The organism is Asaia platycodi JCM 25414, from assembly GCF_000614545.1.
Classification (GTDB): Bacteria; Pseudomonadota; Alphaproteobacteria; order Acetobacterales; family Acetobacteraceae; genus Asaia; species Asaia platycodi.
This window is the reverse complement of the sequence record NZ_BAKW01000011.1, coordinates 14,397-37,700: the sequence shown is the minus strand read 5'-3', so window position 1 is coordinate 37,700 and position 23,304 is coordinate 14,397. Positions and strand designations below refer to the sequence as shown.

At 60.4% G+C, this 23,304-nt stretch carries 23 protein-coding genes, 1 tRNA gene and 5 pseudogenes; 16 read left to right on the top strand and 13 right to left on the bottom strand.

Features of this window, described 5'->3' with window-relative positions; genetic code table 11:
• The first annotated feature begins 23 nt into the window (after nt 1-23).
• The 8 genes from JCM25414_RS09510 (at nt 24) to JCM25414_RS09470 (ending at nt 5,259) form a co-directional block, all read left to right on the top strand.
• Nucleotides 24-539, top strand: coding sequence for a hypothetical protein (locus JCM25414_RS09510; RefSeq protein ID WP_025841487.1), 516 nt, complete (start codon nt 24-26; stop codon nt 537-539).
• A complete protein-coding gene (locus tag JCM25414_RS09505) occupies nt 536-1,555 on the top strand; it encodes a hypothetical protein (protein WP_025841486.1) in 1,020 nt (339 codons plus the stop codon). The genes JCM25414_RS09510 and JCM25414_RS09505 overlap by 4 nt, the downstream gene beginning before the upstream one ends.
• Nucleotides 1,556-1,786: 231 nt before the next feature.
• Nucleotides 1,787-1,921, top strand: coding sequence for a hypothetical protein (locus tag JCM25414_RS26045; protein ID WP_277911182.1), 135 nt, complete (start codon nt 1,787-1,789; stop codon nt 1,919-1,921).
• Nucleotides 1,922-1,990: 69 nt separating this feature from the next.
• Nucleotides 1,991-2,485, top strand: coding sequence for a lysozyme (locus JCM25414_RS09495; RefSeq protein ID WP_025841484.1), 495 nt, complete (start codon nt 1,991-1,993; stop codon nt 2,483-2,485).
• Nucleotides 2,486-2,526: 41 nt separating this feature from the next.
• Nucleotides 2,527-2,757, top strand: a complete 231-nt coding sequence (locus JCM25414_RS09490; protein ID WP_025841483.1) for a hypothetical protein — start codon at nt 2,527-2,529, stop codon at nt 2,755-2,757.
• Complete coding sequence (locus JCM25414_RS09485; RefSeq protein WP_025841482.1) at nt 2,741-2,986, top strand: hypothetical protein; 246 nt, start codon at nt 2,741-2,743, stop codon at nt 2,984-2,986. The genes JCM25414_RS09490 and JCM25414_RS09485 overlap by 17 nt, the downstream gene beginning before the upstream one ends.
• A 282-nt stretch (nt 2,987-3,268) precedes the next feature.
• Entirely contained in the window at nt 3,269-3,922 is a 654-nt protein-coding gene (locus JCM25414_RS23020) for a hypothetical protein (protein ID WP_148301033.1), read from the top strand.
• Nucleotides 3,910-5,259, top strand: coding sequence for a hypothetical protein (locus JCM25414_RS09470; RefSeq protein WP_025841480.1), 1,350 nt, complete (start codon nt 3,910-3,912; stop codon nt 5,257-5,259). Before JCM25414_RS23020 ends, JCM25414_RS09470 begins: the two co-directional genes overlap by 13 nt.
• Before the next feature lie 582 nt (nt 5,260-5,841).
• Here the strand turns inward: JCM25414_RS09470 and JCM25414_RS26040 are convergent.
• Together JCM25414_RS26040 and JCM25414_RS18895 are read right to left on the bottom strand one after the other, a co-directional pair.
• Complete coding sequence (locus JCM25414_RS26040) at nt 5,842-5,970, bottom strand: hypothetical protein (protein ID WP_277911181.1); 129 nt, start codon at nt 5,968-5,970, stop codon at nt 5,842-5,844.
• Nucleotides 5,967-6,233 carry a type II toxin-antitoxin system HicB family antitoxin gene (locus tag JCM25414_RS18895; RefSeq protein WP_199897615.1) on the bottom strand — a complete coding sequence of 89 codons (267 nt, stop codon included), beginning with the start codon at nt 6,231-6,233 and terminating at the stop codon, nt 5,967-5,969. The genes JCM25414_RS26040 and JCM25414_RS18895 overlap by 4 nt, the downstream gene beginning before the upstream one ends.
• A 126-nt stretch (nt 6,234-6,359) precedes the next feature.
• Between JCM25414_RS18895 and JCM25414_RS22465 the strand changes: the two genes are divergently transcribed.
• Together JCM25414_RS22465 and JCM25414_RS18890 are read left to right on the top strand one after the other, a co-directional pair.
• Nucleotides 6,360-6,542, top strand: a complete 183-nt coding sequence (locus tag JCM25414_RS22465) for a type II toxin-antitoxin system HicA family toxin (protein ID WP_081775871.1) — start codon at nt 6,360-6,362, stop codon at nt 6,540-6,542.
• Nucleotides 6,543-6,562: 20 nt separating this feature from the next.
• Nucleotides 6,563-6,931, top strand: coding sequence for a type II toxin-antitoxin system HicB family antitoxin (locus JCM25414_RS18890; protein ID WP_304488826.1), 369 nt, complete (start codon nt 6,563-6,565; stop codon nt 6,929-6,931).
• Between the two features lie 158 nt (nt 6,932-7,089).
• Here JCM25414_RS18890 and JCM25414_RS09455 read toward each other — a convergent pair.
• The 7 genes and pseudogenes from JCM25414_RS09455 to JCM25414_RS18865 form a co-directional block, all read right to left on the bottom strand.
• Nucleotides 7,090-7,164, bottom strand: a tRNA-Thr gene (locus tag JCM25414_RS09455).
• Between the two features lie 69 nt (nt 7,165-7,233).
• The gene (gene dksA, locus JCM25414_RS09450; protein ID WP_025841479.1) at nt 7,234-7,647 is read right to left on the bottom strand and encodes an RNA polymerase-binding protein DksA; all 414 of its coding nucleotides are present in this window, start codon (nt 7,645-7,647) and stop codon (nt 7,234-7,236) included.
• A gap of 486 nt (nt 7,648-8,133) precedes the next feature.
• Nucleotides 8,134-8,801 (bottom strand): annotated as a pseudogene (locus JCM25414_RS18885) (glutathione S-transferase family protein).
• 6 nt (nt 8,802-8,807) lie between these two features.
• A pseudogene (gene mnmA, locus JCM25414_RS18880) lies at nt 8,808-9,871 on the bottom strand (tRNA 2-thiouridine(34) synthase MnmA).
• Between the two features lie 56 nt (nt 9,872-9,927).
• Nucleotides 9,928-10,241: pseudogene (locus JCM25414_RS18875) on the bottom strand (ferredoxin family 2Fe-2S iron-sulfur cluster binding protein).
• A 23-nt stretch (nt 10,242-10,264) separates the two neighbouring features.
• The gene (locus tag JCM25414_RS09430) at nt 10,265-11,413 is read right to left on the bottom strand and encodes a cysteine desulfurase family protein (RefSeq protein WP_025841478.1); all 1,149 of its coding nucleotides are present in this window, start codon (nt 11,411-11,413) and stop codon (nt 10,265-10,267) included.
• Nucleotides 11,410-12,511 (bottom strand): annotated as a pseudogene (locus JCM25414_RS18865) (cysteine desulfurase family protein). Before JCM25414_RS18865 ends, JCM25414_RS09430 begins: the two are co-directional and overlap by 4 nt.
• Nucleotides 12,512-12,984: 473 nt before the next feature.
• Here JCM25414_RS18865 and JCM25414_RS09420 point away from each other — a divergent pair.
• The 5 genes and pseudogenes from JCM25414_RS09420 to JCM25414_RS18850 all read left to right on the top strand — a co-directional run bounded on the left by JCM25414_RS09420 (nt 12,985) and on the right by JCM25414_RS18850 (nt 17,577).
• Complete coding sequence (locus tag JCM25414_RS09420; RefSeq protein ID WP_025841477.1) at nt 12,985-13,650, top strand: alpha/beta hydrolase; 666 nt, start codon at nt 12,985-12,987, stop codon at nt 13,648-13,650.
• A 165-nt stretch (nt 13,651-13,815) separates the two neighbouring features.
• Nucleotides 13,816-15,070 (top strand): annotated as a pseudogene (tyrS, locus tag JCM25414_RS18860) (tyrosine--tRNA ligase).
• A gap of 270 nt (nt 15,071-15,340) precedes the next feature.
• Nucleotides 15,341-15,850: a hypothetical protein gene (locus JCM25414_RS18855; protein ID WP_025841476.1), complete on the top strand. Its 510-nt coding sequence runs from the start codon at nt 15,341-15,343 to the stop codon at nt 15,848-15,850.
• Nucleotides 15,851-16,093: 243 nt separating this feature from the next.
• Nucleotides 16,094-16,918 carry a sensor histidine kinase gene (locus JCM25414_RS09405; protein WP_025841475.1) on the top strand — a complete coding sequence of 275 codons (825 nt, stop codon included), beginning with the start codon at nt 16,094-16,096 and terminating at the stop codon, nt 16,916-16,918.
• Entirely contained in the window at nt 16,915-17,577 is a 663-nt protein-coding gene (locus JCM25414_RS18850) for a response regulator transcription factor (RefSeq protein ID WP_148301030.1), read from the top strand. Before JCM25414_RS09405 ends, JCM25414_RS18850 begins: the two co-directional genes overlap by 4 nt.
• On the opposite strand, the gene JCM25414_RS09395 is transcribed toward JCM25414_RS18850, so the two are convergent.
• The 4 genes from JCM25414_RS09395 to JCM25414_RS09380 are packed head-to-tail and all read right to left on the bottom strand — an operon-like array spanning nt 17,529 to nt 22,489.
• Entirely contained in the window at nt 17,529-18,686 is a 1,158-nt protein-coding gene (locus tag JCM25414_RS09395) for a glycosyltransferase family 4 protein (RefSeq protein ID WP_242403477.1), read from the bottom strand. The two genes, JCM25414_RS18850 and JCM25414_RS09395, sit on opposite strands and share 49 nt — an antisense overlap.
• Nucleotides 18,683-20,494 carry a heparinase II/III family protein gene (locus tag JCM25414_RS09390; protein WP_035443088.1) on the bottom strand — a complete coding sequence of 604 codons (1,812 nt, stop codon included), beginning with the start codon at nt 20,492-20,494 and terminating at the stop codon, nt 18,683-18,685. Before JCM25414_RS09390 ends, JCM25414_RS09395 begins: the two co-directional genes overlap by 4 nt.
• Nucleotides 20,495-20,520: 26 nt before the next feature.
• Complete coding sequence (gene rpe, locus JCM25414_RS09385; RefSeq protein ID WP_025841472.1) at nt 20,521-21,195, bottom strand: ribulose-phosphate 3-epimerase; 675 nt, start codon at nt 21,193-21,195, stop codon at nt 20,521-20,523.
• Nucleotides 21,196-21,226: 31 nt separating this feature from the next.
• A complete protein-coding gene (locus JCM25414_RS09380; RefSeq protein ID WP_025841471.1) occupies nt 21,227-22,489 on the bottom strand; it encodes an RsmB/NOP family class I SAM-dependent RNA methyltransferase in 1,263 nt (420 codons plus the stop codon).
• Nucleotides 22,490-22,567: 78 nt separating this feature from the next.
• Here JCM25414_RS09380 and JCM25414_RS09375 point away from each other — a divergent pair, with 78 nt between their 5' ends.
• Nucleotides 22,568-23,245 (top strand): YggS family pyridoxal phosphate-dependent enzyme, encoded by a 678-nt coding sequence (locus tag JCM25414_RS09375; protein WP_025841470.1) that lies wholly within the window; start codon nt 22,568-22,570, stop codon nt 23,243-23,245.
• Nucleotides 23,246-23,304: the final 59 nt, after the last annotated feature.

The following is a 23,304-nucleotide window of genomic DNA, read 5'->3' as shown; positions in this document are numbered from 1 at the left end:
GCAGGATCGACGGAGACATCATCATGACATGGCGACCCAGCGCCAATATCCTCCGCCCCGGTTACGGGGCGGGTGGAGGCGCTTGCCCTTCTTCCAGATCCGCCCTCGTCTGGCCCTCTGCGGCACTTCATAGCGGATGCGATTACAGCATCGATTTCGAGAGCTTGCTGGCACCGGGCGAGTTTATCACCTCTTTCGAGTTCGCCGCCGGTTCGGCCGCCGATCAGGCCTGGACCAACCTCTTCGGCACCATAGCCACTGCCTGGCTGCGATGGAAAAGCCCCGGCCTCCAGACCGTGGTCGTCTGCGCGCTCTCCAGCCACGGCAACAGCTATCAGGTCGACATTGCCATTACGGTCGGCACACGACCCACGCTCTTTCCCGTACCTCTCCCGCCCGCACCGCAAACCCCCACTGCCACACTGACCAGCGAGGCCATGGATGCATGGCTCGGCTCCCTGCCGACAGACCCCGGCGAGACCGGAACAGGCTGGTGGAACAATGCGGGCATACCGACACGAACAGGAAATCTGTCATGACGAAACCATATTCTCCTTGGGGCGCCAGGCTGCTCCTGACGGGACTTTTGCTGTTCATGATGCCGGGGGTTCAGGCCGCGCCGCAATTCGTGCCGCCCAACGGCCTGCCGCTCGATACGCCGCTGGGGCCGGATCGTAACGCCGATGGATCTGCTGCGATGTCGTTTCGCACCATGGGGCGGGATATCGCGAAGAACACGACCGATCTGACCAATCTGCGGGAGACGGCTGTGACCAAAGAGGCGCTGACCAGTGCGCTCGCCCCTTACCTGACCAGCACGTCCGCCGATGCCCGCTATGCCTCGCCCTCCAGCGTGACAGCGGCGCTCAAAGTCGAGACTGATCGTGCAACGAGCGCCGAGCAGATCCAAGCCAGAGATCTGGCAAACCTGCGTGACGTCGCCGTGACCGAAGAGGTTCTGACCGCGAGCCTTGCCCCTTACCTGACCGGCACGTCCGCTGATGCCCGCTATGCCACGCCTGCCAGCGTAACAGCGGCGGTCAGGGGCGAGACCGATCGCGCGACGAGCGCCGAACAGACCAAACTCGATAAAGCAGACGCCGCCGCGACCTATCTGCCGTTAGGGGGTGGAGACACGACGGGACCGGTCAACGGTCTGTCGGTGTATCGCAATCTCTTCGGGTCCAGCGCCTCCGGGGCAAGTGTCACCCTGACATCGGATAATACCGGCGTGCTGACAGGCGCGAATTGCTTCGTGGTCCCGACCGGTGGCGTGACGCGCATGGATGTGACCGTCGTCGGCATATCGAGCAACGGGACAGACGCGGTGCTACAGACCTTCTCCGGGCTGGCAGCTCGCAACAGCGGCAGCGCTGCGACGCTGGCACGCGCAGGCAATGACACAACCTATCCCGCTTTCGGCAGCTCGCAAGCGTGGTCGGTCGTGCTGGGCGTCGATGCGCCGACAAGATGCGTCTCTCTCACCGGCAAAGGCGCCGGCACAGGCTCGTGGAAATGGCGCGCGGCCATTCGCTACGAGACGCTCGCGCCGTAACGGTGTGGGGATCTGTCAGGGCGAGGTTTGTCTGACGGCCCGCTCTCAATTTCTTCGAAAACCACACCGGGAGGGCGCAGCCATGCCTGACAACTCACCCCGCAGCCCTGGTGGGTTGCGGTTCTCGGGGGCCTGCTTTTCACCATTCGCTGGCTGATCGGCTTTGGGGCATCGAGCGCAAAAGCCACCATCGAATCACAGCGTCAGGATCTGGATCGGCTGAATGATCGCGTGGACAGGCTGGAGGAACGCGAGAAGGAATATCTCGCGTTGATCGAGGAGCTGCGGGCGCAGAATGAACTGCTGCGTGAGACACTGGCACGGGCTGGTATCGCGATATCCGACCAGATCACGCCGCCGCGCTAAATCGCAGCTTTTGGCATCCAACCGATCACGCAGCAGGCGCACCCAGCTCATATAAAAAGAGAAATCGACATGACACACTCGCTGAAAATCGCCTTGGCGTTCATGCGCCGGGACGATATCGAGGGGCTTCGCCTTGCGCCCTATCTATGTCCCGCCGGGTATTGGACGATCGGCATAGGCAACCGCTTTCTGGCTGACGGCAAGCCCGTCACGTCCAGCACGAAACCGATCACCGAAGCCGAAGCCGTGGCGCTTGCTCGACAGACTCTCTCGGGCCTGCGCACGACACTGCTCGATGCAGTCTCGGTGCCGCTCAAGCCGTGGCAGGAAGGGGCGCTTCTGTCCTGGCAATTCAATGTCGGAAGCACCGCCATGCGCGGCTCGACGCTTCTGAGCCTCCTGAATCAAGGTCGCTATGTCGAGGCAGGGCAGCAGCTCCTGCGCTGGGACAAGGCGACCGTCAAAGGGCGGCTCACCGTATTGCCCGGCCTGCAGCGGCGCAGACGGCTGGAGCTGGCGGTTTATTCGGGCCAGCAGATTCCCGGTGTGGCTTTCGCCGCCTGACGGGCCATCCCTCACAAAATCGAGCATAAGGAACCGTCACCATGGATCTGGACTGGCAACAGCTCTACGCGTCTGTTCTCCCGTTCATCCCGGCAGAAATCGCCGGTGATCTGACGGCGATAGGGACGTTCATCATCGCGCTTTGCGCCATCGTGGCCCGGTTCTGGCCGCGTCCGGCAGCGGGGTCGAAATGGTTGCCGATCTATCTTCTGGTCAACCGGCTCGCGATGAATGACAGGCACGCGGCGAACGCGGATGACCACAAGCCATGACGCTGTTCTCATCGCGGGGGCCGGGGCGCTCATCGTCACGGCCTTGGGCGCCCTGGTCTGGTATGCCAACCGGGCCGGAAAGAATGCGGCATCTGTAAAGACGTCAGAGGCAGCAAGAGCCGAAGCCGATGCCACGACGCTCAGGGCGCAAGCCATGGCCCAGGCTCAGGCAGACAAGCCAGCAACGGCGGAAGCCGTATTACAGCGGCTCAGGGATGGATCGGCATGAGGCGGCTCGCTCTCGCGGCCCTCATGGGGCTCACCGGCTGCTCGCCGATGCACTATGTGCCGTGCCCGACCCTCGTGCCCTACTCGACGGCAGACCACGCGGCGCTCGCCGCCGAGATTTAGGCTAACCCGCAGCCCCAGACAACCCGATGGATCGGCGACTATATCGGCCTGCGGGACCAGGTAAGGGCTTGTCGAAACATCCGCACCGCTACCTGGGCTTGTTCTTGATTTGTTCCGAAAAATATATTAAGATTTCATCGTTCCAGTAAGGATAAAAACAATGAAAAAAAGCTATTTATTTGTCCTTTGCCTGACCACCGGGCTGACTGCTCCATACGCTCGAGCGCAGTCCAATCAATACATCACCCAATCACAGGTCAACCAACCGGGTGGCGTGGCTGGATTAAACGCATCTGGAGCCGTTACCGCTACGGTTAAAAACGACAATGTCTCCGCACGGCAGTCGGTTGATTCTGGAAATATGCCCCTTTCTCCCAGATGGTCATGGACTGGCTGGACTGGTGCTCCGGGCCATATGGGCGGCCCACGTATCACACTGGAGACACCTCATGTTGATATGAATGTTCAGGTTGCCGATCATATGGCGTCATTCGGCGGCCATCAATTTTATGATAGCATCTTCTCCAAATTTTATGCTTTGCCTTACGGTGTTGGAGACAAGGGCGGGTGCGTTCAGTCAATATCTATGACTGCGGCCCCCGGAACAGCCGTCAATTGTGGCGCAGGTGGCTGGGATGCGGTGACCCAATTCTTGCTGGCAACCAATAACCCGCCTTGGTACATGACGGGCGCAGATATCCCTGACGAGAATGGTAAAACTCACGCTGTGACCTTTACGGCGCGAGGGGCGATCGTCCGACCAGCCTCCCATCATCTTATCTGCAACAAATGCACCCTGACATGCATGTCATGACCAACATTGTGGCGGGATCGACACTCTTCTCCGGCGTCAGCCTCTCGGGCGATCCAAAGCATCGCAATCAGGATCAGCAATTTTACGGAAATACCTATATCAGTTCAGAAAGCGGAACTGACGCTGACGGAAGCTTCACCAAATTTTACATGGGCGGACAGTGGCAACCCATCAACGGTGCTCCCGTACCTGACGGGCATGTTCCCTCTTTGGGCATGCCGAGCAGTGATCAGCGTACAGACGCCCTAGATAAGGCCGAATATAGCCAACTGAAATCGCCGGCGCTACTTTTCGGTGTGTATACGAAGCATTTCACGCGAAACACCGCATGCTTAGTGAACGCCAATTATGGGACGGACGGTAGTGGCTCTGCAGCTTTCGGCCCATCGCGTAAGTGCGATGAAGAGCTCGACAACTGGTACTACGGCCCCGATTACGGCGCGACAATGCACGGGCTGACGATAGGCTTGGCTGGAAATATTCCAAGTGATGACAGCTACGGCATGGCCGTTGCTGGTGCTTGGCCTACTGGAATGAGAGTATGGCTGGGTTCGAATGGTATCGACATTGACGGAGATGAATACGTCACGGGAAGCCGCATCGGCGCGGTTCCTGCCTTGGGTAACCAAAAGGCTCTGGCAGAGTGGTGGCAGGAGCCGAGCGCAGGGGTAGGTTATATCGAGAGCGTCAAACTATGGTCGCAGATCGACGGCGTGTCAGACAAACATAACTCTCTGACGCAGGCCGATGCCGCTTCTGCACAAGATGTATCCTACTGGTTCGGCCCGAGACAGTCTGCCAGCAAGTATACCATTGACGGCAATTTCGAAGCCGCGCTTGCATTCAATCCGGCATGGTCAAAAAACGGCGTTGCCCTATGCGGCATCAATGCCAGCAAGTTCTTCGGCAACAGCTCAAATGGCACCGCATGCTTGACCGTGAACGAGTGGGGAGACACTTCCACCAGTGGCACACTCGCAGCCCAAAACGGGATTAAAATTAAGGGTGAAATCAACTCGAGCGGTGGCGCAACATTTGAAGGGAATATCAATATAAACTCCGGTAGATCATTGGTTTTCAAGCCTGCGGCAAGCGACGCACCATCTGTGTTTGCTTATGGCGATGTATCGTCCGTGCAGAAAGCACCCACATTGCGTATCAGTAATAGCAAGGGTGGATGGAGTTACCTTCGCATAGATTCTGTGATTGGGACGTTAGCCACTCCGGCTAGCTCCTCCGCGCCTTGCGACCCTGGCCAGTCACAGGATGATCAGAACTATCATTATGTCTGCACATCGCCGAATCATTGGCGCCGCATCGCTCTTCAGGATTTCTGATCTGCAATTTTGCTCCAAATGAGGGCGGTGTGTTGGTGGCGGAAGGATGAGACCACGGGTCTTCGCCTTCCATCGCGCATCACCTGGTAAACTGGTAGGGCGATTCCCCATCCAGCCACCCGTCAATATCTACTCGGCAGCATTATGACGCTCGATCTTGTCTAATGCTGCGTCAATTAGAAACTCAAAGCCGGTTACGGCTCAGTTCTGCCGTTTTGCTATGCAGTTCAACACACTCACCACTCAATGCGCTTGAGACGTATCAAGGGCCAGCGCCACCCACCTACAAAAGGGCCACGTTCTGAGACGTCAGAAAGTGACACATCGCTAAGCGGCTTGGTGAAGGATTTGCATCTCAGGCGCTCGTCAATGTCTTTCACCCTGCAATGCGCGATGTCGGAACGCGTCTCGATAATGAGCTTCCCCGCCTAAGTGCTTATGGCGCCGGGCTGTAGCCCGAAAACCCCCCTTTGCCACGAGCCGTGGCGGGCATTGCGGCGAGTTATTCATCTAGGGCAGGACGGCACGATCCAAGCTGCGTCATGAGGCGAACGAAATAGGAATAATGCAGAACCGCTGATTTCATTCAGCGGCGTTCTGTCGTTCGATCTTTTCCCAGGCCGCCTCGGCGAGAAATTTGAAACGGTTGCGGCTTACTCCGGCGATCGCTTCAAGAAGGCTCTCGTCAAGCGTCACGTTGACGCGCATCATGCCTTGGGCGTGCGAACGGTCACAGGAAAGGCAACGCCATCGGCAAAATCAGGGTTTTGCATAATGGCATCGAGCGACGAAGGTGCGGGCAAAGCAGCGCCGTCTTCGTTCATCCCCTCAATGTGAAATTCGAGAGCCTCCTGCGCGAGGATGCGGGCTTCTTCCAAAGATCGCCCGACCGTGGTGCAACCCGGAAAATCCGGGAAACTCACCCCGAAATCGCCTTCGGGGTCTTTGTGGATGAGGGCAATGTAGCTGGTCATTTCAATGTCACTCCTGCCTGCTTTTCAAAGTTCTGAGGTGCGCGAAACCGTCGCGGCTTTCTTTTGTCTGATACATCCCAGACACACTTTTTACGAAGATCATACTTACCATGTGTATGAAAACGTATAAACAGTGCCGAACTGATCCAAGAGCTGAATAAGGCAGGATGGGAAGAAACAAGATGCCGAAGCTCACATCATATATTCCGCCACAAGGACCACGGACATTCAATCCCAGTCCCCCATCCTAAAAAGGAACTCGGCAAGGGCCTCATCCACGCAGTACGCAAACAAGCCGGGCTGAAATAGCCCGGCAACGGAGAAGACCAGTGAACTACCCCATCGTTATCGAGACAGGCTCGGAAATCCAGGCGTTCGGAGTGATTGTGCCTGATCTGCCGGGCTGCTTCTCGGCGGGCGATACCTTCGATGAGGCCGTGAGCGGCGCTGCTGAGGCCATCACACTATGGATTGAGAACGCCATCGAAAGCGGCCAAAGCGTGCCCCGCCCTTCCCCGCTCGACCAGCTTCGGACTGATAGCGAGTGGAGCGGATCAGGCTGGATCTGGGGCTTCGCGGCCGTTAATCCGGCGCTCTTCGATGAGTCGGCCGAGCGGATCAATATCACTCTCCCGCGCCGCATCCTGCTCGCCTGGACAGGCGCGCCAAGGAAGAGAACGAGACGCGATCAGGCATGATCGCCCGGCTTGCGTTGACGGCTTGACGTTATGGGGAGGTATTAAGCGAGCCCGGTAGCGTGAGATCAGCTAAACCGAGCGGCAGACGGTGCTGCGTTTTCCCGTCCAATTGAACGAGGAACTGCTTTTGCACTTTTCTCGGATTGTCAGGAAAATCATGGTGCTGCTAGCGAGGATTGAACTCGCGACCTCTCCCTTACCAAGGGAGTGCTCTACCACTGAGCTACAGCAGCAACTGGAGCGCTTCGTAGCTTCTCAGCCCGAAAGCTGCAAGCCCCGAAAGCGCTTTTTTTGCAAAAGAATCAGTCGTCGCGGTGAATTTTTTCCATGCGCTCATGACGCTCCTGCGCCTCGATCGACATGGTGGCGATAGGACGGGCTTCGAGACGCTTGAGACCGATAGGCTCGCCCGTTTCCTCACAATAACCGTAAGACCCGTTCTCGACACGCTGAAGAGCCAGGTTGATCTTGCCGATCAGCTTGCGGGCGCGGTCACGCGTGCGCAGCTCAAGAGCGCGATCCGTCTCGACGCTGGCACGGTCGGTCACATCGGCTTCATGAATGCCGCCTTCGGAAAGACTCGCAAGCGTCAGATTGGCTTCCTTGAGCAAATCATTGCGCCAGCGGAGCAACTTCTGTCTGAAGAACTCCACATGAAGCGGATTCATGAACTCTTCTTCGTCAGAGGGCCGATAATCCGGTGGGAGCGTGATCATGCACGTCTGTCCTTAACGCAAGTCGCTTGGGCCGCGCCGCTCCGCATTGCCTTCTGGATGGGAACTTGGGCCGAACCCGTATCCTGAGCATGTCGGCATGGCTCGTTTGGCGCGGCTTATAGCCGGGCCCGCAACGTTCGCCAAGTCCGAATTGAAAAAATCGCACTGCTAGACAGTGACTAAATCAAGAAACTTTATAAAATCGACAACTGCAATAAAAACATCACATAGATTTCGATGCTGCTTTATTACTCGAAGGAACAATAATCCCACATCGTAACCGCAAAGTCTTTGTTGCGGTCTCGCAAGAAGCTGGACGAGATCGCTTTACTGATCCGCATTTCCCAATACCACGCGTATGACCATGAAAGCCTGACGCCGCGCTGTGGCAACGCGGGTTGGCGGCCTGAAACCGGGGCCTCGTCCCTGAACCCCGGCCACGCACGCACCATCAAAACCGCAAATCCGCCCCGCGGCCTGCAAAAATCAGGCGACGCTCTCATAACGTTCGAGCTGCCACTCGACTGGCTCGAGCGCGGCAAGACGCTGCCATTCCCGCATCAGGGGGTGATCGAGCACGGCCGCGCGATACGCATCCGCAATGGGCGAGAGCGCAACCCCATAGGACGTGAAGCGCGACACGACCGGGGCGAACATGATATCGACATTGGTGAAATTGGTACCGAACAGATAAGGGCCGGAGGCGCCGAACTGCGCGCGCGTTGCGCTCCAGAGGCGATCGATCGTCTCTATCTCTCTTTGCGCCTCATCCGGCATGACCGTAAGCGGACGCGCCTCACGACCCAGATTCATGGGCAAGGCCTGCCGCACTGCCCTGAAACCCGCGTGCATTTCCGAGGCGATGCTGCGCGCCGCTGCACGGGCAATCCGTTCGCCCGGCCAGAGTGACGGCGCAATTTCGGCGCAATATTCGCAGATCGCGAGGCTTTCCCAGATTTTCGCACCCTGATGTTCGAGATAGGGCACCATGGCGTTGGGCGAGACGACATGAATCTCGCTGTCTGCCCGGCGCCACGCAGGGCAATAACCTCATCGGGTACGTCGAGACCGGCGCAGCGCACGGCCAGCCAGCCTCGGAGAGACCACGAAGAATAGCGGCGCGTGCCAATAACGAGACGATCCAAGGCAGGAATTCCTTCTCAGGAAAGAATGAAGCCCCCACCCAGAACCCTGCTCCCCTGATAAAGCACGCAGGCCTGACCCGGCGCGGGCATGGCGGCCTCATCCAACACCACCCTCGCGCCATCTTCAAGCGGATACACCCAGGCCTCACGCGAGACCTCGCGCGCCTGATCTGAACATGGCAGCGCACACCCTCTGGCGGCACCTCGATCAGCCAGTTCATGTCACGCAGGGCAAACTCAAGCCGCCCGGCATTTTCCTTGGGGCCAACGATAATACGACGCGTCGTGGCGTCGATCCGCTTCACAATCTGGCGGCGCCCGTCCTTGGTGTGAATATCGCCGAGACGCTTGCTCTGACCGACCGTATAACGGGCGATACCCTCATGCTGACCGAGCACACGGCCGGTCTCATCAACGATCTCGCCCACGCCATTGGTCTCGGGACGGAGCTTCTCGACGACGGAGGCATAGGTGCCAGACGGTACGAAGCAGATATCCTGACTATCCGGTTTGGCCGCGATAGCCAGACCGAATTCCTGCGCCTTCTGACGCACGGCGTCCTTGTTCGGCATATCACCGAGCGGAAAGCGGAGGTAGTCGAGCTGGTCTTGCGTGGTTGCAAAAAGAAACCATGACTGGTCACGAGACAGATCGGCGGGGCGATGCAGCTCTGCGCGCCCCACGCCCTCGACACGACGCACATAATGGCCGGTCGCCATGGCCTCGCAGCCCAGATCACGCGCCATGCTAAGCAGGTCGGTGAATTTCACCCCCTGATTACAGGCAACGCAAGGTACCGGGGTCTCGCCACGCGCATAGCTATCGGCAAAGCTCGCCATGACGCTGCTGCGAAAACGCTCTTCGGCGTCGATCACGTAATGCGGGATATCGAGCCTGTCGGCCACGGCGCGCGCATCGAGAATATCGCGACCGGCGCAGCAGGCACCCGGCTTGGAGACCGCCTGGCCGTGATCGTAAAGCTGCAACGTGGCGCCGATGACCTCATGCCCTTCCTGTTTCAGGGTCGCGGCCACAACGGAACTGTCCACGCCTCCCGACATGGCAACTAGGATACGCATGAGATCTCTCTATTGTCTGAAGAAGGGGCGAACCCCGATAGACGACGCGCCGGTGTTTAGGACGCCTTGGGCAGACGCACCACCAGACCATCCAGTGCTTCCGTCATAACGATCTGGCAGCCCAGACGGGAAGTCTTTTCGAGCCCGAAAGCCAGATCGAGCATATCTTCTTCGTCATCCGTCGGGGCGGAGAGCTTTTCGGCCCATTGCGGATCAACCACCACATGGCAGGTGGCGCAGGCCAGCGAGCTTCGCAAGCACCTTCAAGCTCGATATCGTGCTTGTGCGCGATTTCGAGCACGGACAGGCCGATCGGGGCATCGACTTCCTTGCGGGTGCCGTCCTGCTCGACGAAAATCATATGAGGCATGTTCTTCTTACCCTGCTTCTTCGTTACGAGGCGCGACGGGCCTCGCGTGCCGCCACCCCGAATGCGTCGAGGGCCTGCACGATCTCGGGCGTGGAGGTAAAGCGTCCGACCGACAGACGCAAGCATCGTGCAGCGTCTTTTGCATCCAGCCCCATAGCGGTCAGCACATAAGACGGGGTGATCTCGGCAGAGCTGCACGCGGAGCCCGTGGAAACGGCGATGTCAGGCAGTGCCGCCATCACGTCGCGCGCCGCATAGCCAGGTGGGAACATCAGGTTGAGCGCACCTGCTATGCGCGGCGCCTGCGCGCCATTGACCGCAAGGCCGGGAAACAGGGCTTCGAGCTCCGCGAGCAACTGCGCCCTGAGGCCCTCAAGCCGTGCAGTTTCCCCCGGCAACGCGCTTTGAGCCAGACAGGCCGCCTCACCGAACCCCACGATCAAAGGGGTCGGCAATGTGCCGGATCGGAACCCGCGCTCCTGACCACCGCCGGAAAAAAGCGGTTGCAGGCGCGCACGCGGCTTATGACGGACGTAAAGCGCCCCGACGCCTTTCGGACCGTAGAATTTATGAGCCGAAAGCGACATCAGATCGACAGATGCGCAGGAAAGCCGGATTTTCCCGGCTGCCTGAGCCGCATCGGTATGGAACAATGCCCCGGCCTGACGGGCCAGTGCGGAGAGGGCCGCGATATCCTGAATCACCCCGGTCTCGTTATTGACGCTCATGATACTGACGAGCGCCGTCGGCACTTCGAGCGCGCGAGAGAGGTCATCGGCGCTCACAATCCCGTCGCGGGAAACCGGCAGGATGACCGGCTCGAAACCTTCTGCCGAGAGGTCGCGCACCGATTCCAGCACGCATTTATGCTCGGTAGCCACCGTAATCACCCGGCGACGGGCGCTATCCTGACGTGCGAGATGACGCGCTGCCCCCTTGATGGCGAGGTTGTTGGCCTCGGTCGCACCGGAGGTAAAAACGATCTCTCTCGACGACGCGCCGATCAGCGACGCGACGGCAGCACGGGCCGTTTCGACCGCCTCGGCGGCCAAATCACCCGCCTTGTGTCCCTCACTATGCGGGTTGCCGTAATGCTCGCTGAACCAGGGCAGCATGGCCGACACCACGTCAGGATCGCAGCGCGTCGTGGCCTGATTATCGAGATAGATCATGCCGCTTTTTTCCCAAGGCGCTCCGCCATGCCCCGATAGGCCAGAATAAACCCCTCGATCTGGCTTTCTGTCACATTCCAGGGAAGGGAAACCCTGATGGCACAGGCTGCATCGTCACCCAGACCCATGGCCTGAAGCACATGGGACGCCGATACCTTGCCCGACGAACAGGCCGAGCCGGTCGAGACCGCATACCCCGCAAGGTCGAGCATCATGAGCTGCGTCTGAGCCGAGACACCATGCAGGATCAGCGATGTCGTATTGGGCAGGCGCGGGCCATGGCCGCCGCCCGTTATCATGCTCCGCAAGCGAGGGCTGCTCCATCGATACGGTCACGCAGAGCGGCGATGGGCGCCCAGTCCTGTGCGGCTGACAAGTCGAACGCAGCCGCCATGGAGCAATGGCAGGCAAGGCCTGCGTGCCCCCGCGTCGCCCACGCTCCTGACCGCCGCCACGCAGCATGGGGGCGACATGTCCCTCGGCACCGAGCACGAGCGCCCCTGCTCCTTTGATCCCGCCTGCCTTGTGCCCGGAAATAGCAAGGCTGGTCAGGCCTTCGACTGTGAGCCTTGCCTCACCGGCGACATGGCGCCCTGCCACCTGCACCGCATCGACATGCAGCAGCGCGCCATACTGCGCGCAGAGGATTCTGATGGACTCGATGGGATGCAGAATACCGGTCTCGTTATTGGCCGCCATGGCACAGACGAGCGCCGGGCCGTCCTGCTGGAGGGCCGTTTCGAGCGCCTGAAGACACAGACTGCCATCGGGCAGCACTGGCAGAACGTCATGATCACGCGACGCCAGGCGCACTGCATCGTGTTCTGTTGCACCGATCAGCAGGCGTCGCCCCTCGCCAAAAGCATGAATTGCCAACGCGTTGGCCTCTGTGCCGCCGGATGTGAAAACAACCTGTTCAGGCCCGGCTTTCCAGAAGCGGCCGACGGTCTCCCGGGCGGCTTCGAGCAGGCGTCGCGCTTCACGTCCCGGTCCATGGACCGATGACGGATTGCCCGCGAGGCGGACAGCATCAAGCACCGCTGCCAGGGCGCCATCGCGCAGAATTTCGGTAGCATTCGCGTCAAGATAAACGGTCATGCGCCTATAAATCGGTTTGCACCGGGCAAGCGCAAGTCAAAACCTCACGCAGGTGAAATCGCGCCTCTTGACGATTTCTGTGGAATTTTACCCTTCAGCCTCGTTATACACTGCGCCAATGATGGCGTGGCGGTCATTTTCGGTGGTCGGTTTTACCCCCCGGAAAATGTCCGCGTCGCGTCAGGGAATATCGGCTTGATATTCTCTCACCGTCGAGGAGCTTGTCCATGTGCGTTTCAACGCCTGTCGAATCCCTTCGTGGTTTTCACCCTCGACCAGCCGCTCGCCTGGTAACCGTTCACACGGTACAATACGGCTGACGCTTCCGCGCCGTTCATCATGAACCGCTTCGCACAGGGCCTTCTGCCCCGTCTCGTGCAAGCCCCGCGCGATCAGGTTCATTTCTCATAATAAAAACACATTCCTCTCCCGGCCATCAACCGTCGGCAAGAGGTTAATTCGGAAGCATTCTGATGCCTGAAGTCATGTTCGCCGGCCCCGATGGCCGGTTGGAGGGTCGCTACCACCATTCCGACGAGCCGAATGCGCCGCTCGCTCTGGTCCTGCATCCGCATCCGCTTCACGGCGGCACCATGAACAACCGCATCACCTACACGATGTATCGGTCGTTCGAAAAAATGGGTTTTTCGGTCATGCGCTACAACTCGCGTGGCGTCGGCCGCTCGCAGGGGCGCTATGATGGCGGAATCGGCGAGATCTCCGATGCGGCCGCCGCGCTCGACTGGATGCAGATGGTCAACCCGAATTCCAGCGAGCTCTGGATTGCGGGCTATTCCTTCGGTGCTTTCGTCGGCATGCAGCTTCTGATGCGCCGCCCGGAAATCAGCGGCTGGATCAGCGTTGCGCCCCCGGCCAACGACTATGATTTCGGCTTTCTGGCGCCTTGCCCCTGCGGCGGGCTGATGATCGCTGGCGACAAGGACGACATGGCTCCCGAGCCCGGCATCCGCAAGCTGGTGGACAAGCTGAACACGCAGAAGAATGTCGAAGTCGATTATCGCATCTTCGAAGGCGCCAACCATATTTTCGCGAGCGAGGCCGAGAAAGTCGCCTCCGCGCTCGAAGATCATGTGACGGTCATGCGCAATCGCCGCGTTCTCGCGATTGCTGCTGACTGATCTGCACCTGAAGGTGCAGCTTTGATGAAAGGCGGGGGCTCTTCCCCGCCTTTTTTATTGGGATTCGGGCTGGTTTCTCATGGCTTTCCGATGGCTATGGTCGGCTTCGCGCTATTTTCATGCTACGACCCCCGCCTCAACCCGACTGATAGTGGATAGACCGATATGGCAGAGCACGCGCTGAAAAGTCCTTTTCTGAAAGAGGCTGACGCTCGGGGCTATATTTTCCAATGCACCGACCTTGCTGCTCTCGATGACGCAATGTGCGCCGGGCCGGTCACGGGCTATATCGGCTTCGATCCGACAGCGGACTCGCTTCATGTCGGCAATGCGCTCTCCATCATGATGCTGCGCCTGATGCAGCGACATGGCCATCGCCCGATCGCGCTGATGGGCGGGGGTACGGCAAAAATCGGCGACCCGTCTTTTCGCGACGAGGCGCGCGCCTGATGAGCCCGGAGAAGCTCGCACAGAATCTGGCCGGCATCGAGATCAGCCTACGCCAGTTCCTGAGCTTCGGCGCCGGCACCAGCGATGCGATGCTGGCCAATAATGCTGAATGGCTTGACCGGCTCTCTTATATCGAGCTGTTGCAGGATGTTGGCGTGCATTTCTCGATCAGCCGCATGCTGTCTTTCGAAAGCGTCAAGCAGCGCCTCGACCGCGAGCAGGGTCTGACCTTTCTGGAATTCAACTATTCGATTTTGCAATCCTATGATTTCCGCGAGCTGAATCGCCGCCACGGGGCGGTGTTGCAGATGGGCGGTTCGGATCAGTGGGGTAATATCGTGGCCGGCATCGATCTGGCGCGACGCACCGATGCGAAACAAGTTTTCGGTCTGACGACCCCGCTCGTTACCACCGCCTCCGGCGCGAAAATGGGGAAATCGGCCAATGGCGCAACCTGGGTGAGCGCCGAGAAACTGCCAGTATTCGAGTACTGGCAGTTCTGGCGCAACACCGAGGATGCCGATGTGGGGCGTTTCCTCAAATTCTTCACCGATCTGCCGGTCGAGGAATGCGAGCGCCTCGGCGCCCTCGAAGGAGCTGCCATCAACGAGGCCAAGAAAATTCTGGCAACCGAGGCGACCGCTATCTGCCACGGTCGCGAGGCGGCAGAGGCGGCCGCTGAGACCGCTCGCCAGGCCTTCGAGACCGGCGGTCTCGCCGTCGATCTTCCTTCGCGAGATCTGCCGATAGCCGAGCTCGAAGCTGGCATTCCTGCATTCAGGCTTTTCGGCGACTCAGGCTGGTAACGACCAATAGCGAGGCACGACGCCTGATCCGTGGCGGGGGCGCCCGCCTGAACGACGAGCCGATACAGGACGAAAACCGCGTCATCACCCCGGATGATCTTGTCGAGGGCGTTCTCAAGCTTTCTTCCGGCAAGAAGCGCCATCTTCTTCTGCGTCCGGTCTGAAACCCGACGCAAACGCCCGTCCGCTCTGGGCAGCCTGACAACGCGCTGCCCGTATAGATCGTTACCGAGGAACATGACCTTCCTGTCATGATGCGTCACGCCGCAGGGATGACGCAACGCACTATTGCCGAATCGAAACTTCTCCCATGATCGCGCTCAGGACACGACGATTATGGGAGAACGAAAGATGGGTACCTTCTTCAAAAGCCCGCAATACTGGCGCTATGCCCTGACCGATCTCGCGGCCTCGCCTTTGCGGCCGCCTGGGGAATGCGTGGCCTTGCGGTGCTGCATTGGCCGCTCTGGGTATGCTCCGCCCTGCTTGCCACCATTACCCTTCCACTCGCCTGGGGTTTTCTGACCCGCGATCTCGGTCAGGGGCGGCCGGAATTTGTCATCGACCGTATTCTCGCGGCCCGCACGCGGCGCGCGCGTGTCATTCTGCTTTTGGCGGCGGGCACCGGGTTGTCGATCATGCATCGGCCAGACCTCATGCTTCTCGTCGCGGGGCTCGTGATCGGTGCCTCCTACCTGCCGCTGGGTCGGGCGATGAAGGAACCCGTGCATATCGGCACAGGGCTCGCCATTCTGCTCGTCACGCTGGTTTCACTGGCACTGCCCCAACCCTTGCACCTGCTGGTCGCAGGCCTCGGTACGGCAACGGCCTGCTGGCTGGGTGCCGCGCTGCGCCTCATGCGCAGCCTGCCGCCCCAGACGGCTGATGAGACATCTCCTGCGACCGTTTGTGCAGAGTTGCCTGACGCGCAGGCCCTCTCATGAACGGTGCGCGAAGCCCCACACGAGCGGCGCTGGTGCGCCGCTTCAGCTTTGCCTTTTATCTTCTGCTCTATCCCTTGCCCTGGCTCGCGCAGGGCACGACACCGCTTGCCGTCATCGCCTTCCTGGCCGGTGCCGGTATTTTTCTGACCCTGCCTTTGCTGCCGGGGCGCTTCGCTCTTACGCTGGGTCTGCGGGCAGGTGTCTATGCCCTGATCGGCACTGGGCTCATCCCTTCGGGGGATATTGGGGGATCTTCTTCATCTCGCTGCGGCCACATGTGGAGCCATACGCTCGCGCGTTTCACGATTTGCCTCCCTTGCCCCCATTCTTGCCGCTTACGGCTTGCTGAGCTGGCGTTTCGATCAGGGATTGATCGGCAGCCTGATCACCCTCATCGTGGCCCTGGGCGCGTTAACCACGACCAAGCTGTCGATGGATCTGCACAGGCAGAACGAAGCCTTGGCCGCCGCGCAGGAGGAGATCAGGGCACTGACGCTTATAACCGAGCGCGAGCGTTTCGCACGCGATTTGCACGATACGCTCGGGCATTCCCTGACGCTCATTGCGCTTAAATCCGATCTCGCCCTGCGGCACCTGCCGGATAATCCTGAAAGCGCCGCCTGGGAGTTACGCGAAATCGGCGAGAAAACGCGGCTGGCCGTCTCAGCCATACGCCTGACCAGTCTGAAACAGGCCCTGACAGAGGGATGTCTCACCCTTGAAAAAGCAGGGATCGGGGTCACGCTTATCGGCGATACCGCAATGATGCCCCCGAGATCCGAAGGCGTACTGGTGATGGTCCTGCGCGAAGCACTGACGAATATCCTGCGTCATGCTCGGGCAGAAACCTGCACCATACGCTTCGGTCATAACATGCACGGGCAGGCGGAGCTGGAGATCAACGATCGCCGATCCCCAAACAGCGAGAGCGAATTCGTACTTTCATTCCGGGAAGGGAATGGTATAGAAGGTATGCGCGCCCGTCTGGTCGAGCTGGATGGCAGTCTCTCCATCGAGCCCCGATGCGACGGCATGACACTCCTCATCACGCTTGGAAACGCTCCATGAGACTGAAGCTACGGCTTGTTCTGGCTGAAGATCAGGTCATGCTTCTCGATGCCTTTGCCTCCCTGTTATCGCTGGAGCCCGATTTCGAGATCGTCGGCAAGGCGGTCAATGGTCGTGAGGCGCTCGAGCTGGTGCGACTGCATCGCCCGGATATCCTTCTCACCGACATCGAAATGCCTGAGCTCGGCGGAATCGAACTGGCGGAGACGCTTCATGCTGCCAAGGCCCACACGGTCGTCGTGATCGTGACCACCTTTGCGCGTGCGGGCTATATGAAGCGGGCACTCAATGCGGGTGTCAGAGGGTATCTCCTGAAAGATGCGCCCCTCGTCCAGCTTGCCGAAGCCCTGCGCAATGTAGGGCGCGGCGGGCGTGCCATCGACCCCACTCTGGCGCAACAGGTCTGGGACGCCGCCCATGACCCGCTCAATTCGCGTGATCGGGCCATTCTGCGTCTGGTAGAGTCCGGGCGTTCAAGCGAACAGATCGCGACTCTTTTCGAGCTGTCGCCCGGTACGCTGCGCAATTGCTTTTCGGACATCATTCAGAAGATCGGGGCGAGAAACCGGGTCGAAGCAGCCGTATCGCCCGTCAGAATGGCTGGCTCTGATCAGCCCAAAATCTTGACCACGCGCTCAAGCACGTGCTTCTGGTCATAAAGCGCCATCGCACGCGCACGCGCCTCCTTCCCCATCGCCTGACGCAAAGCCGGGTTTCCAACCAGTTCGGTCAAGGCCTTTGCCAGAGGCGCAGCCAGACCCGGTGGCACGAGAAGGCCTGTTTCCCCCTGCACAACCTGTTCAGCCGGGCCTCGAATATCGGTCGCCACCACCGGCAGGCCGGTCAGCATGGCTTCGATGACCGACATCGGCAGCCCCTCGAAATGGCTCGGCAGGGTAAAAATATCGGCTGCGGCCAGAAGACGCTGGGTGTCGTCCCGATAGCCGAGGACTCTCAGGCGCGGCCCCAGAACCTTCTCTGCTCGCGCGAACTCCGGCGCCATCATGTCTCCATGATCCGAAGGCAGACGTTCGCCAACGATCAGCAGGACAGCGTCTGGCACGCTCTCCATGGCGCGCAGCAATTCGGGATACCCCTTATGCCGAACGATGCGTGACACAGCGATAATCACGACCTGATCGTCACGCAGACCCAGCGCCTGACGTATTTCTGCGCGCGCTCCCGGGTCTGGCCTGTATCGCGCAGGGTCGCGCCCGTTGCCGATACCCTGCGCTCTCGCGTGGATATGCAGCCGCCGTGCATCGCGCGCCTCTGCGTGCGAGACGGTCATGTAGCGATCGGTGATCTGCCCGGCGCCCCATTCGAGCATGAATGACAGGACACGCCGCTTGAAAGAGCCGGGCTGATTGAACAGGAAGCCGTGGCAGGTATAGGCGATGCACGGCACCCCGCACCACCAGCCCGCCAAACGCGCCAGCAAGCCGCTGATCGGCATATGGCCGTGAACGAGATCGGGCTGCATCCGCCGTATAAGCCGGATCAGCGCACGCAACGCCCGGAACTGGGCGATGGGCGAATAGGATCGGGCCATCGGCAGAGCGTGCACGACAAACCCGTCATCACGCAGCGCCGCCAGATGCGGCCCGTCCGCACAGCCTCCTTCGACGTGGTGTCCGGCTTCACGCAGTTCCTGCATGAGCGGATGGAGGAACTGCTTCATGGCAAAATCGACATTCGCGATTTCGAGAATACGTTTACCGTCCGTCGCCCCGACGCGATTCGAAAGCCGCTTGCGGCGCCACATCATTCCGGCACACGCTCCATGACCCACTGCACTACCTGTCGAGCTGACAGGGGCTCACTTCTGGGAGAAGCCTCTGGCATCGCAGCGGCGCGCGTGCCGGATGGAGGCTGCGAATCTGCCGGCGCATCGGACTCGGCCTCGGAAGACGCACCCAACCGAGACCCAGTCGTCATTTCCCCTTCAGACGCCTGTGCAGTTTCGACAGCTTCACTTGAAGCCTGTACCGTGGCCGTATCGCCATCGGATTGAAGTTGCGCCGCCTCGAGGGGCTGCGGGCGGATCACGATCTGCTGGCTCGCAACCGGCTTTTCACCGCCTGCGTAGACACTCCGCTCCAGAGAGAGCGCACCACCCTCCTGGCGAAAGCGCCAGATCATGCCACCGGCACGCATCAGCACTTCATCGCCATCGGGTGCGAGTTCGGCCTGAACGGAAGGGTGAAGATGAAAGCGCAGCGCGAAGGCCACACGGCGCTCGCCATCGACGCATTCCTCGCCACGCAGGTCTTCGCCCGTCGGTCCAAGATAAAGTCGGCGACGCCAACTGGCGCCGAAACCGGGATACCAGCCGTCATGCTGACCATCGATCCAGTGTGCGCCATCCTGGCTTTGATGGGTAAGCGTCACATGGGCGGGCCGACGCACGATCGATCCTGAGGGCGCGAAATCGCAGCAGGACGTCTCTTCAATAACCAGAGAACTATGCGCAGCTGTTTCGCGCAGGGCCTTTTTCCACATCCCACTCGAGGCGGCACCGCAATTGCCGAAAAGACGCTGCCTGCCATAAGAGAATTCCAGCGCGAGCGGTGCTGCATGGGCATTGCCGTCATAAGGCGCCGGAGCCGGGGTCGTGCCGTCGACAAACAGCAGGGCCTTGCCTGCGGAAATACGCCAAAATCCGCCATCGGGCATTGAGGAAGCCAGGAGACGCTGACGCGCGCCATACTGGATGATCCGGTCTATCTGCCGGTCATCGTGCTCCTTGCTGCCGTGAAACAGCGCGAGACTGCCATCGCCGTGGCGCAGGGCACGCAGAACGGGGCAGATGCGCGCCAAGACATTCTGTACTTTCTCGGAGGGCGAGAGCTGCGCCATGCGCATGAACACGCTGATTTCGGCCAGTTCGCGCGCAGCTTCCATCTGCGCCTGCGGGCTGCGTTCGCGCAGCGTGCCGTCAGGCAGGATCAGACGATCCAGCTCCTGTTCGAGATAGCGATAAAAACGCTGCAGGAACCCGGTCTGCGACGGGATCGCCACCGCGACCGCAAGCAGCCCCTTCAGCGCTGTGAGGTTTTGCCATCCCTGTTCGGGCAGAGGCAGCATGATGGAAATCAGGCGTCCCTCGACAAGAAGGCGATCCATCACTCTCTGACGGAAGGCCTCACTCGCCGACGCCGCAAAGAAGTCGAAATGACCCAGCCACGAGGCAAGCCGCGCCCCTGTCGTGGGCGCGTTGAGCACCAGAGGATCGATGGGCGGCTGATCGAGCCAGCTTCCGACGATCGAGCGGGCATAAAGGCGAGCCTCGTCACTGCCAAGTGCGCGCAGATCCCGCAGCCAGGTGAAGCCCTGCAACCAGTCACGCATTGCCGGGGCCAGATCGGCATATTCCCAATCATGGGCTCGCAGAGGAATGTTGCGCCCCTCGAAACGGGCCGCACCGCTGACCAGTAACGCGCCATGATCGGGGTTGCCCGGCCAGATATCGCGTATGGCATGGACGGGACGATCGGGCGCACGGGCAATGCCCGGCACGCTCGATGGAAGCCGGGCTAATGAAAGACGAGCTTCACGCGCCCAGCGTCCGAACATGCCCGTCATTTCCCTCGGTCAGAAGATCAGGACAGGCTCCCGGCCTGTCTCAAAGAATTGATTGCCACAGCATAATCATCCTGACCGTAGATGGAAGTCCCTGCGACCATCATATCGGCACCTGCGCCTGTTGCCAGCGGCGCCGTGGCGAGATCGATGCCGCCATCGACACCGATGCGGATGTCTCGACCCGTAGCATCGGCCATCTGCCGCAGCTTGCGAATCTTGGGCACCTGGCTCTCGAGGAATTTCTGTCCGCCGAAGCCCGGATTGACGGTCATCACCAGAATGATGTCAACCAGATCGAGCAGATAGTCGAGCGCCTCGGGCGGCGTGCCGGGGCAGATAGCAATGCCGGGCTTCTTGCCGAGCGCGCGGATATGCTGAAGCGTGCGGTGCACATGCGGATTATTTTCGACATGAACATGAATATGGTCGGCGCCTGCTTTGGCGAAAGCCGCGATGAACGCATCGGCGGGTTCGATCATGAGATGCACGTCGAAAGGTTTGTCGGTGCGGTTGCGCAAGGCGGCGACCATGCCGGGGCCAAAGGTCATGTTCGGTACGAAATGCCCATCCATGACGTCGAGATGCAACCAGTCGGCCCCATCGCGCACCACGGCCTCGACCTCTTCACCCATACGCGCAAAATCGGCACTGAGAATGCTCGGGGCAATCAGGGGGGTTTTCAGCTGGGGCATTATCCTACCTTCTCTCTAACGCAGATCTGTTTCAGGCGCTTTTGCGCAGCCTTGCCGCGAAAAATCCATCCATTCCGCCCTGCTCGCCCCACATGCCGGGATGAGTGCGAAATGTGCCCTGTTTCGTGAGGGCCTCGGGCATTGAAGCGAGGTCATCCGTCGTGAAAGGCTCGAGCACCCAGCCACGCTTGAGGGCTGCAGCGACGCGCTGCGGGCCTTCCTCATCCTGAAGCGAACATACGGCATAAAGCAGCACACCGCCGGGCTTGAGCATGGCTCCCGCCGCATCGATCAGACGGTCCTGATCTTTGGCCAGCGCCAGCACGTCACGCGGACGCTTGACCCAGAGTACATCGGGGTGACGACGCAGCGTGCCCGTCGCCGAGCACGGCGCATCGAGCAGAACCGCATCGACCTTTTGCTCAGGTTGCCAGACGAGCGCATCGGCAATGACGACCTTCGCGTCGAGCCCGAGGCGATCGAGATTCTGTTTCAGACGTCTGGCGCGCGTTTCCTCGCGCTCGACGGCAATCACCTCGGCGCCCGCCACAGCGAGCTGAGCCGTCTTGCCGCCCGGGGCCGCGCAAAGATCGATCACGCTCTGACCGGGCTGGATGTTGAGCAGACGCGCCGGCATGGTAGCGGCAGCGTCCTGCACCCAGAAGGCGCCCTCATCGAACCCCTCCAATTCGGTCACACGCGTGCCCGGTGCGAAACGCAGGCTTCCATTGGGCATGACCTCACCACCTTCGGGGGCGGCTGCACCTGGGCGCAGGGTCAGATCGATCGGCGCCTCGCGATGCAGCCCTGCCGCAATATCGCGGGCGCGCTTGTCCCAAGCGGTCCAGAGCCAGGCGGGCACGTCCAGACGATCGGCATCGAGTCCTTCGGCCAGTTCGTCGCCATCGCGGGCGACGCGACGCAGCACGGCATTGGCGAGCCCCGCAAAAGGCGCCAGCCCGCGGCGACGCAGCAGCGAGACGATGGTGCCAACAGCCGCGTGGGGCGGTGTTTCGAGATGACGAAGCTGGGCCACCCCCATGAGCAGGGCACAGCGCACGGGCGCGGGTGGCTCGCGGCGCAGCAGCGGCTGAAGCAGCTCGGTCATGCTGCCCATATGACGCAGAACGGTTGCCGCCAGTCGATGCGCGCTGGCGCGGTCGCGCGGGTCGTTCAACGCGCTGCGGTCGAGCGTCGTCTCCAGCATGCGTCGATGCTCGACGACACCGCAGAGAATATCGAAGGCCAGATCGCGTGTCGGATCGGCGGGAATCTGTGAAGGTGCTTTAGACATTGCCTTGCCAATGGCATTTCGCGAAGCGGCGCGCTACCCCTTCCTGCACCCGAACAGCAACAACTTACGGAGCCGGCCATGTCAAACGACACGCTTTCTTCCCGTCTCGACCAGATCCGCGCCCGTATCACGCGTGAATGCGCGCGTGTCGGGCGCCCGACTGAAGCGGTCAGGCTGGTCGCGGTCAGCAAGTTTCATCCGGCCTCTGCAGTCGAGGAGGCGCTGACTGCCGGGCAAAGAGTTTTTGGCGAAAATCGCGTGCAGGAAGCCAAGGAGAAATTCCCCGCCCTGCGCGAACACTGGCCCGACCTGCGTCTGCACCTCATCGGCACCTTGCAGACGAACAAGGCCCTGGAGGCCTGTCGTCTCGCCGATGCCATCGAATCCGTCGATCGCCCCGGCCTTGTCGATGCGCTGTCGCGTGCCGCCGACCGTCTGGGACAGCTGCCCGATCTTTTCGTTCAGGTGAATACCGGCGACGAACCTCAGAAATCGGGCGTACCACGCGACGAGGCCTCGCGTTTCGTTGCGCTCTGCAAGGCCCGCTTCGGCGACTCCCTGAAAGGGGTGATGTGCATTCCGCCCGAGGAGGAAGACCCGGCACCACATTTTGCTTTCCTGGCGCAGCTCGCACATGAACATGAATTAATCGAGTGCTCGATGGGTATGTCTGCCGACTTCGAAACGGCCATCGCGCACGGGGCCACGCTCGTCCGTGTCGGCACTGCCATCTTCGGCAACCGCCCAAAACCCTGATTCCACGGGAGACCCGACGATAGCGTGCTTGCGGTGGCCGGAAAAACCATCGTATGGCA

What these genes read in the sequence shown, in the direction of transcription:
- JCM25414_RS09510 (WP_025841487.1), top strand. Translation starts at nt 24, where the DNA reads ATGACATGGCGACCCAGCGCCAATATCCTCCGCCCCGGTTACGGGGCG.
- JCM25414_RS09505 (WP_025841486.1), top strand. Translation starts at nt 536, where the DNA reads ATGACGAAACCATATTCTCCTTGGGGCGCCAGGCTGCTCCTGACGGGA.
- JCM25414_RS09495 (WP_025841484.1), top strand. Translation starts at nt 1,991, where the DNA reads ATGACACACTCGCTGAAAATCGCCTTGGCGTTCATGCGCCGGGACGAT.
- JCM25414_RS09490 (WP_025841483.1), top strand. Translation starts at nt 2,527, where the DNA reads ATGGATCTGGACTGGCAACAGCTCTACGCGTCTGTTCTCCCGTTCATC.
- JCM25414_RS09485 (WP_025841482.1), top strand. Translation starts at nt 2,741, where the DNA reads ATGACCACAAGCCATGACGCTGTTCTCATCGCGGGGGCCGGGGCGCTC.
- JCM25414_RS23020 (WP_148301033.1), top strand. Translation starts at nt 3,269, where the DNA reads ATGAAAAAAAGCTATTTATTTGTCCTTTGCCTGACCACCGGGCTGACT.
- JCM25414_RS09470 (WP_025841480.1), top strand. Translation starts at nt 3,910, where the DNA reads ATGCATGTCATGACCAACATTGTGGCGGGATCGACACTCTTCTCCGGC.
- JCM25414_RS26040 (WP_277911181.1), bottom strand. Translation starts at nt 5,970, where the DNA reads ATGATGCGCGTCAACGTGACGCTTGACGAGAGCCTTCTTGAAGCGATC.
- JCM25414_RS18895 (WP_199897615.1), bottom strand. Translation starts at nt 6,233, where the DNA reads ATGACCAGCTACATTGCCCTCATCCACAAAGACCCCGAAGGCGATTTC.
- dksA (WP_025841479.1), bottom strand. Translation starts at nt 7,647, where the DNA reads ATGATCACGCTCCCACCGGATTATCGGCCCTCTGACGAAGAAGAGTTC.
- JCM25414_RS09430 (WP_025841478.1), bottom strand. Translation starts at nt 11,413, where the DNA reads ATGATCTATCTCGATAATCAGGCCACGACGCGCTGCGATCCTGACGTG.
- JCM25414_RS09420 (WP_025841477.1), top strand. Translation starts at nt 12,985, where the DNA reads ATGCCTGAAGTCATGTTCGCCGGCCCCGATGGCCGGTTGGAGGGTCGC.
- JCM25414_RS18855 (WP_025841476.1), top strand. Translation starts at nt 15,341, where the DNA reads ATGCGTGGCCTTGCGGTGCTGCATTGGCCGCTCTGGGTATGCTCCGCC.
- JCM25414_RS18850 (WP_148301030.1), top strand. Translation starts at nt 16,915, where the DNA reads ATGAGACTGAAGCTACGGCTTGTTCTGGCTGAAGATCAGGTCATGCTT.
- JCM25414_RS09395 (WP_242403477.1), bottom strand. Translation starts at nt 18,686, where the DNA reads ATGATGTGGCGCCGCAAGCGGCTTTCGAATCGCGTCGGGGCGACGGAC.
- JCM25414_RS09390 (WP_035443088.1), bottom strand. Translation starts at nt 20,494, where the DNA reads ATGTTCGGACGCTGGGCGCGTGAAGCTCGTCTTTCATTAGCCCGGCTT.
- rpe (WP_025841472.1), bottom strand. Translation starts at nt 21,195, where the DNA reads ATGCCCCAGCTGAAAACCCCCCTGATTGCCCCGAGCATTCTCAGTGCC.
- JCM25414_RS09380 (WP_025841471.1), bottom strand. Translation starts at nt 22,489, where the DNA reads ATGTCTAAAGCACCTTCACAGATTCCCGCCGATCCGACACGCGATCTG.
- JCM25414_RS09375 (WP_025841470.1), top strand. Translation starts at nt 22,568, where the DNA reads ATGTCAAACGACACGCTTTCTTCCCGTCTCGACCAGATCCGCGCCCGT.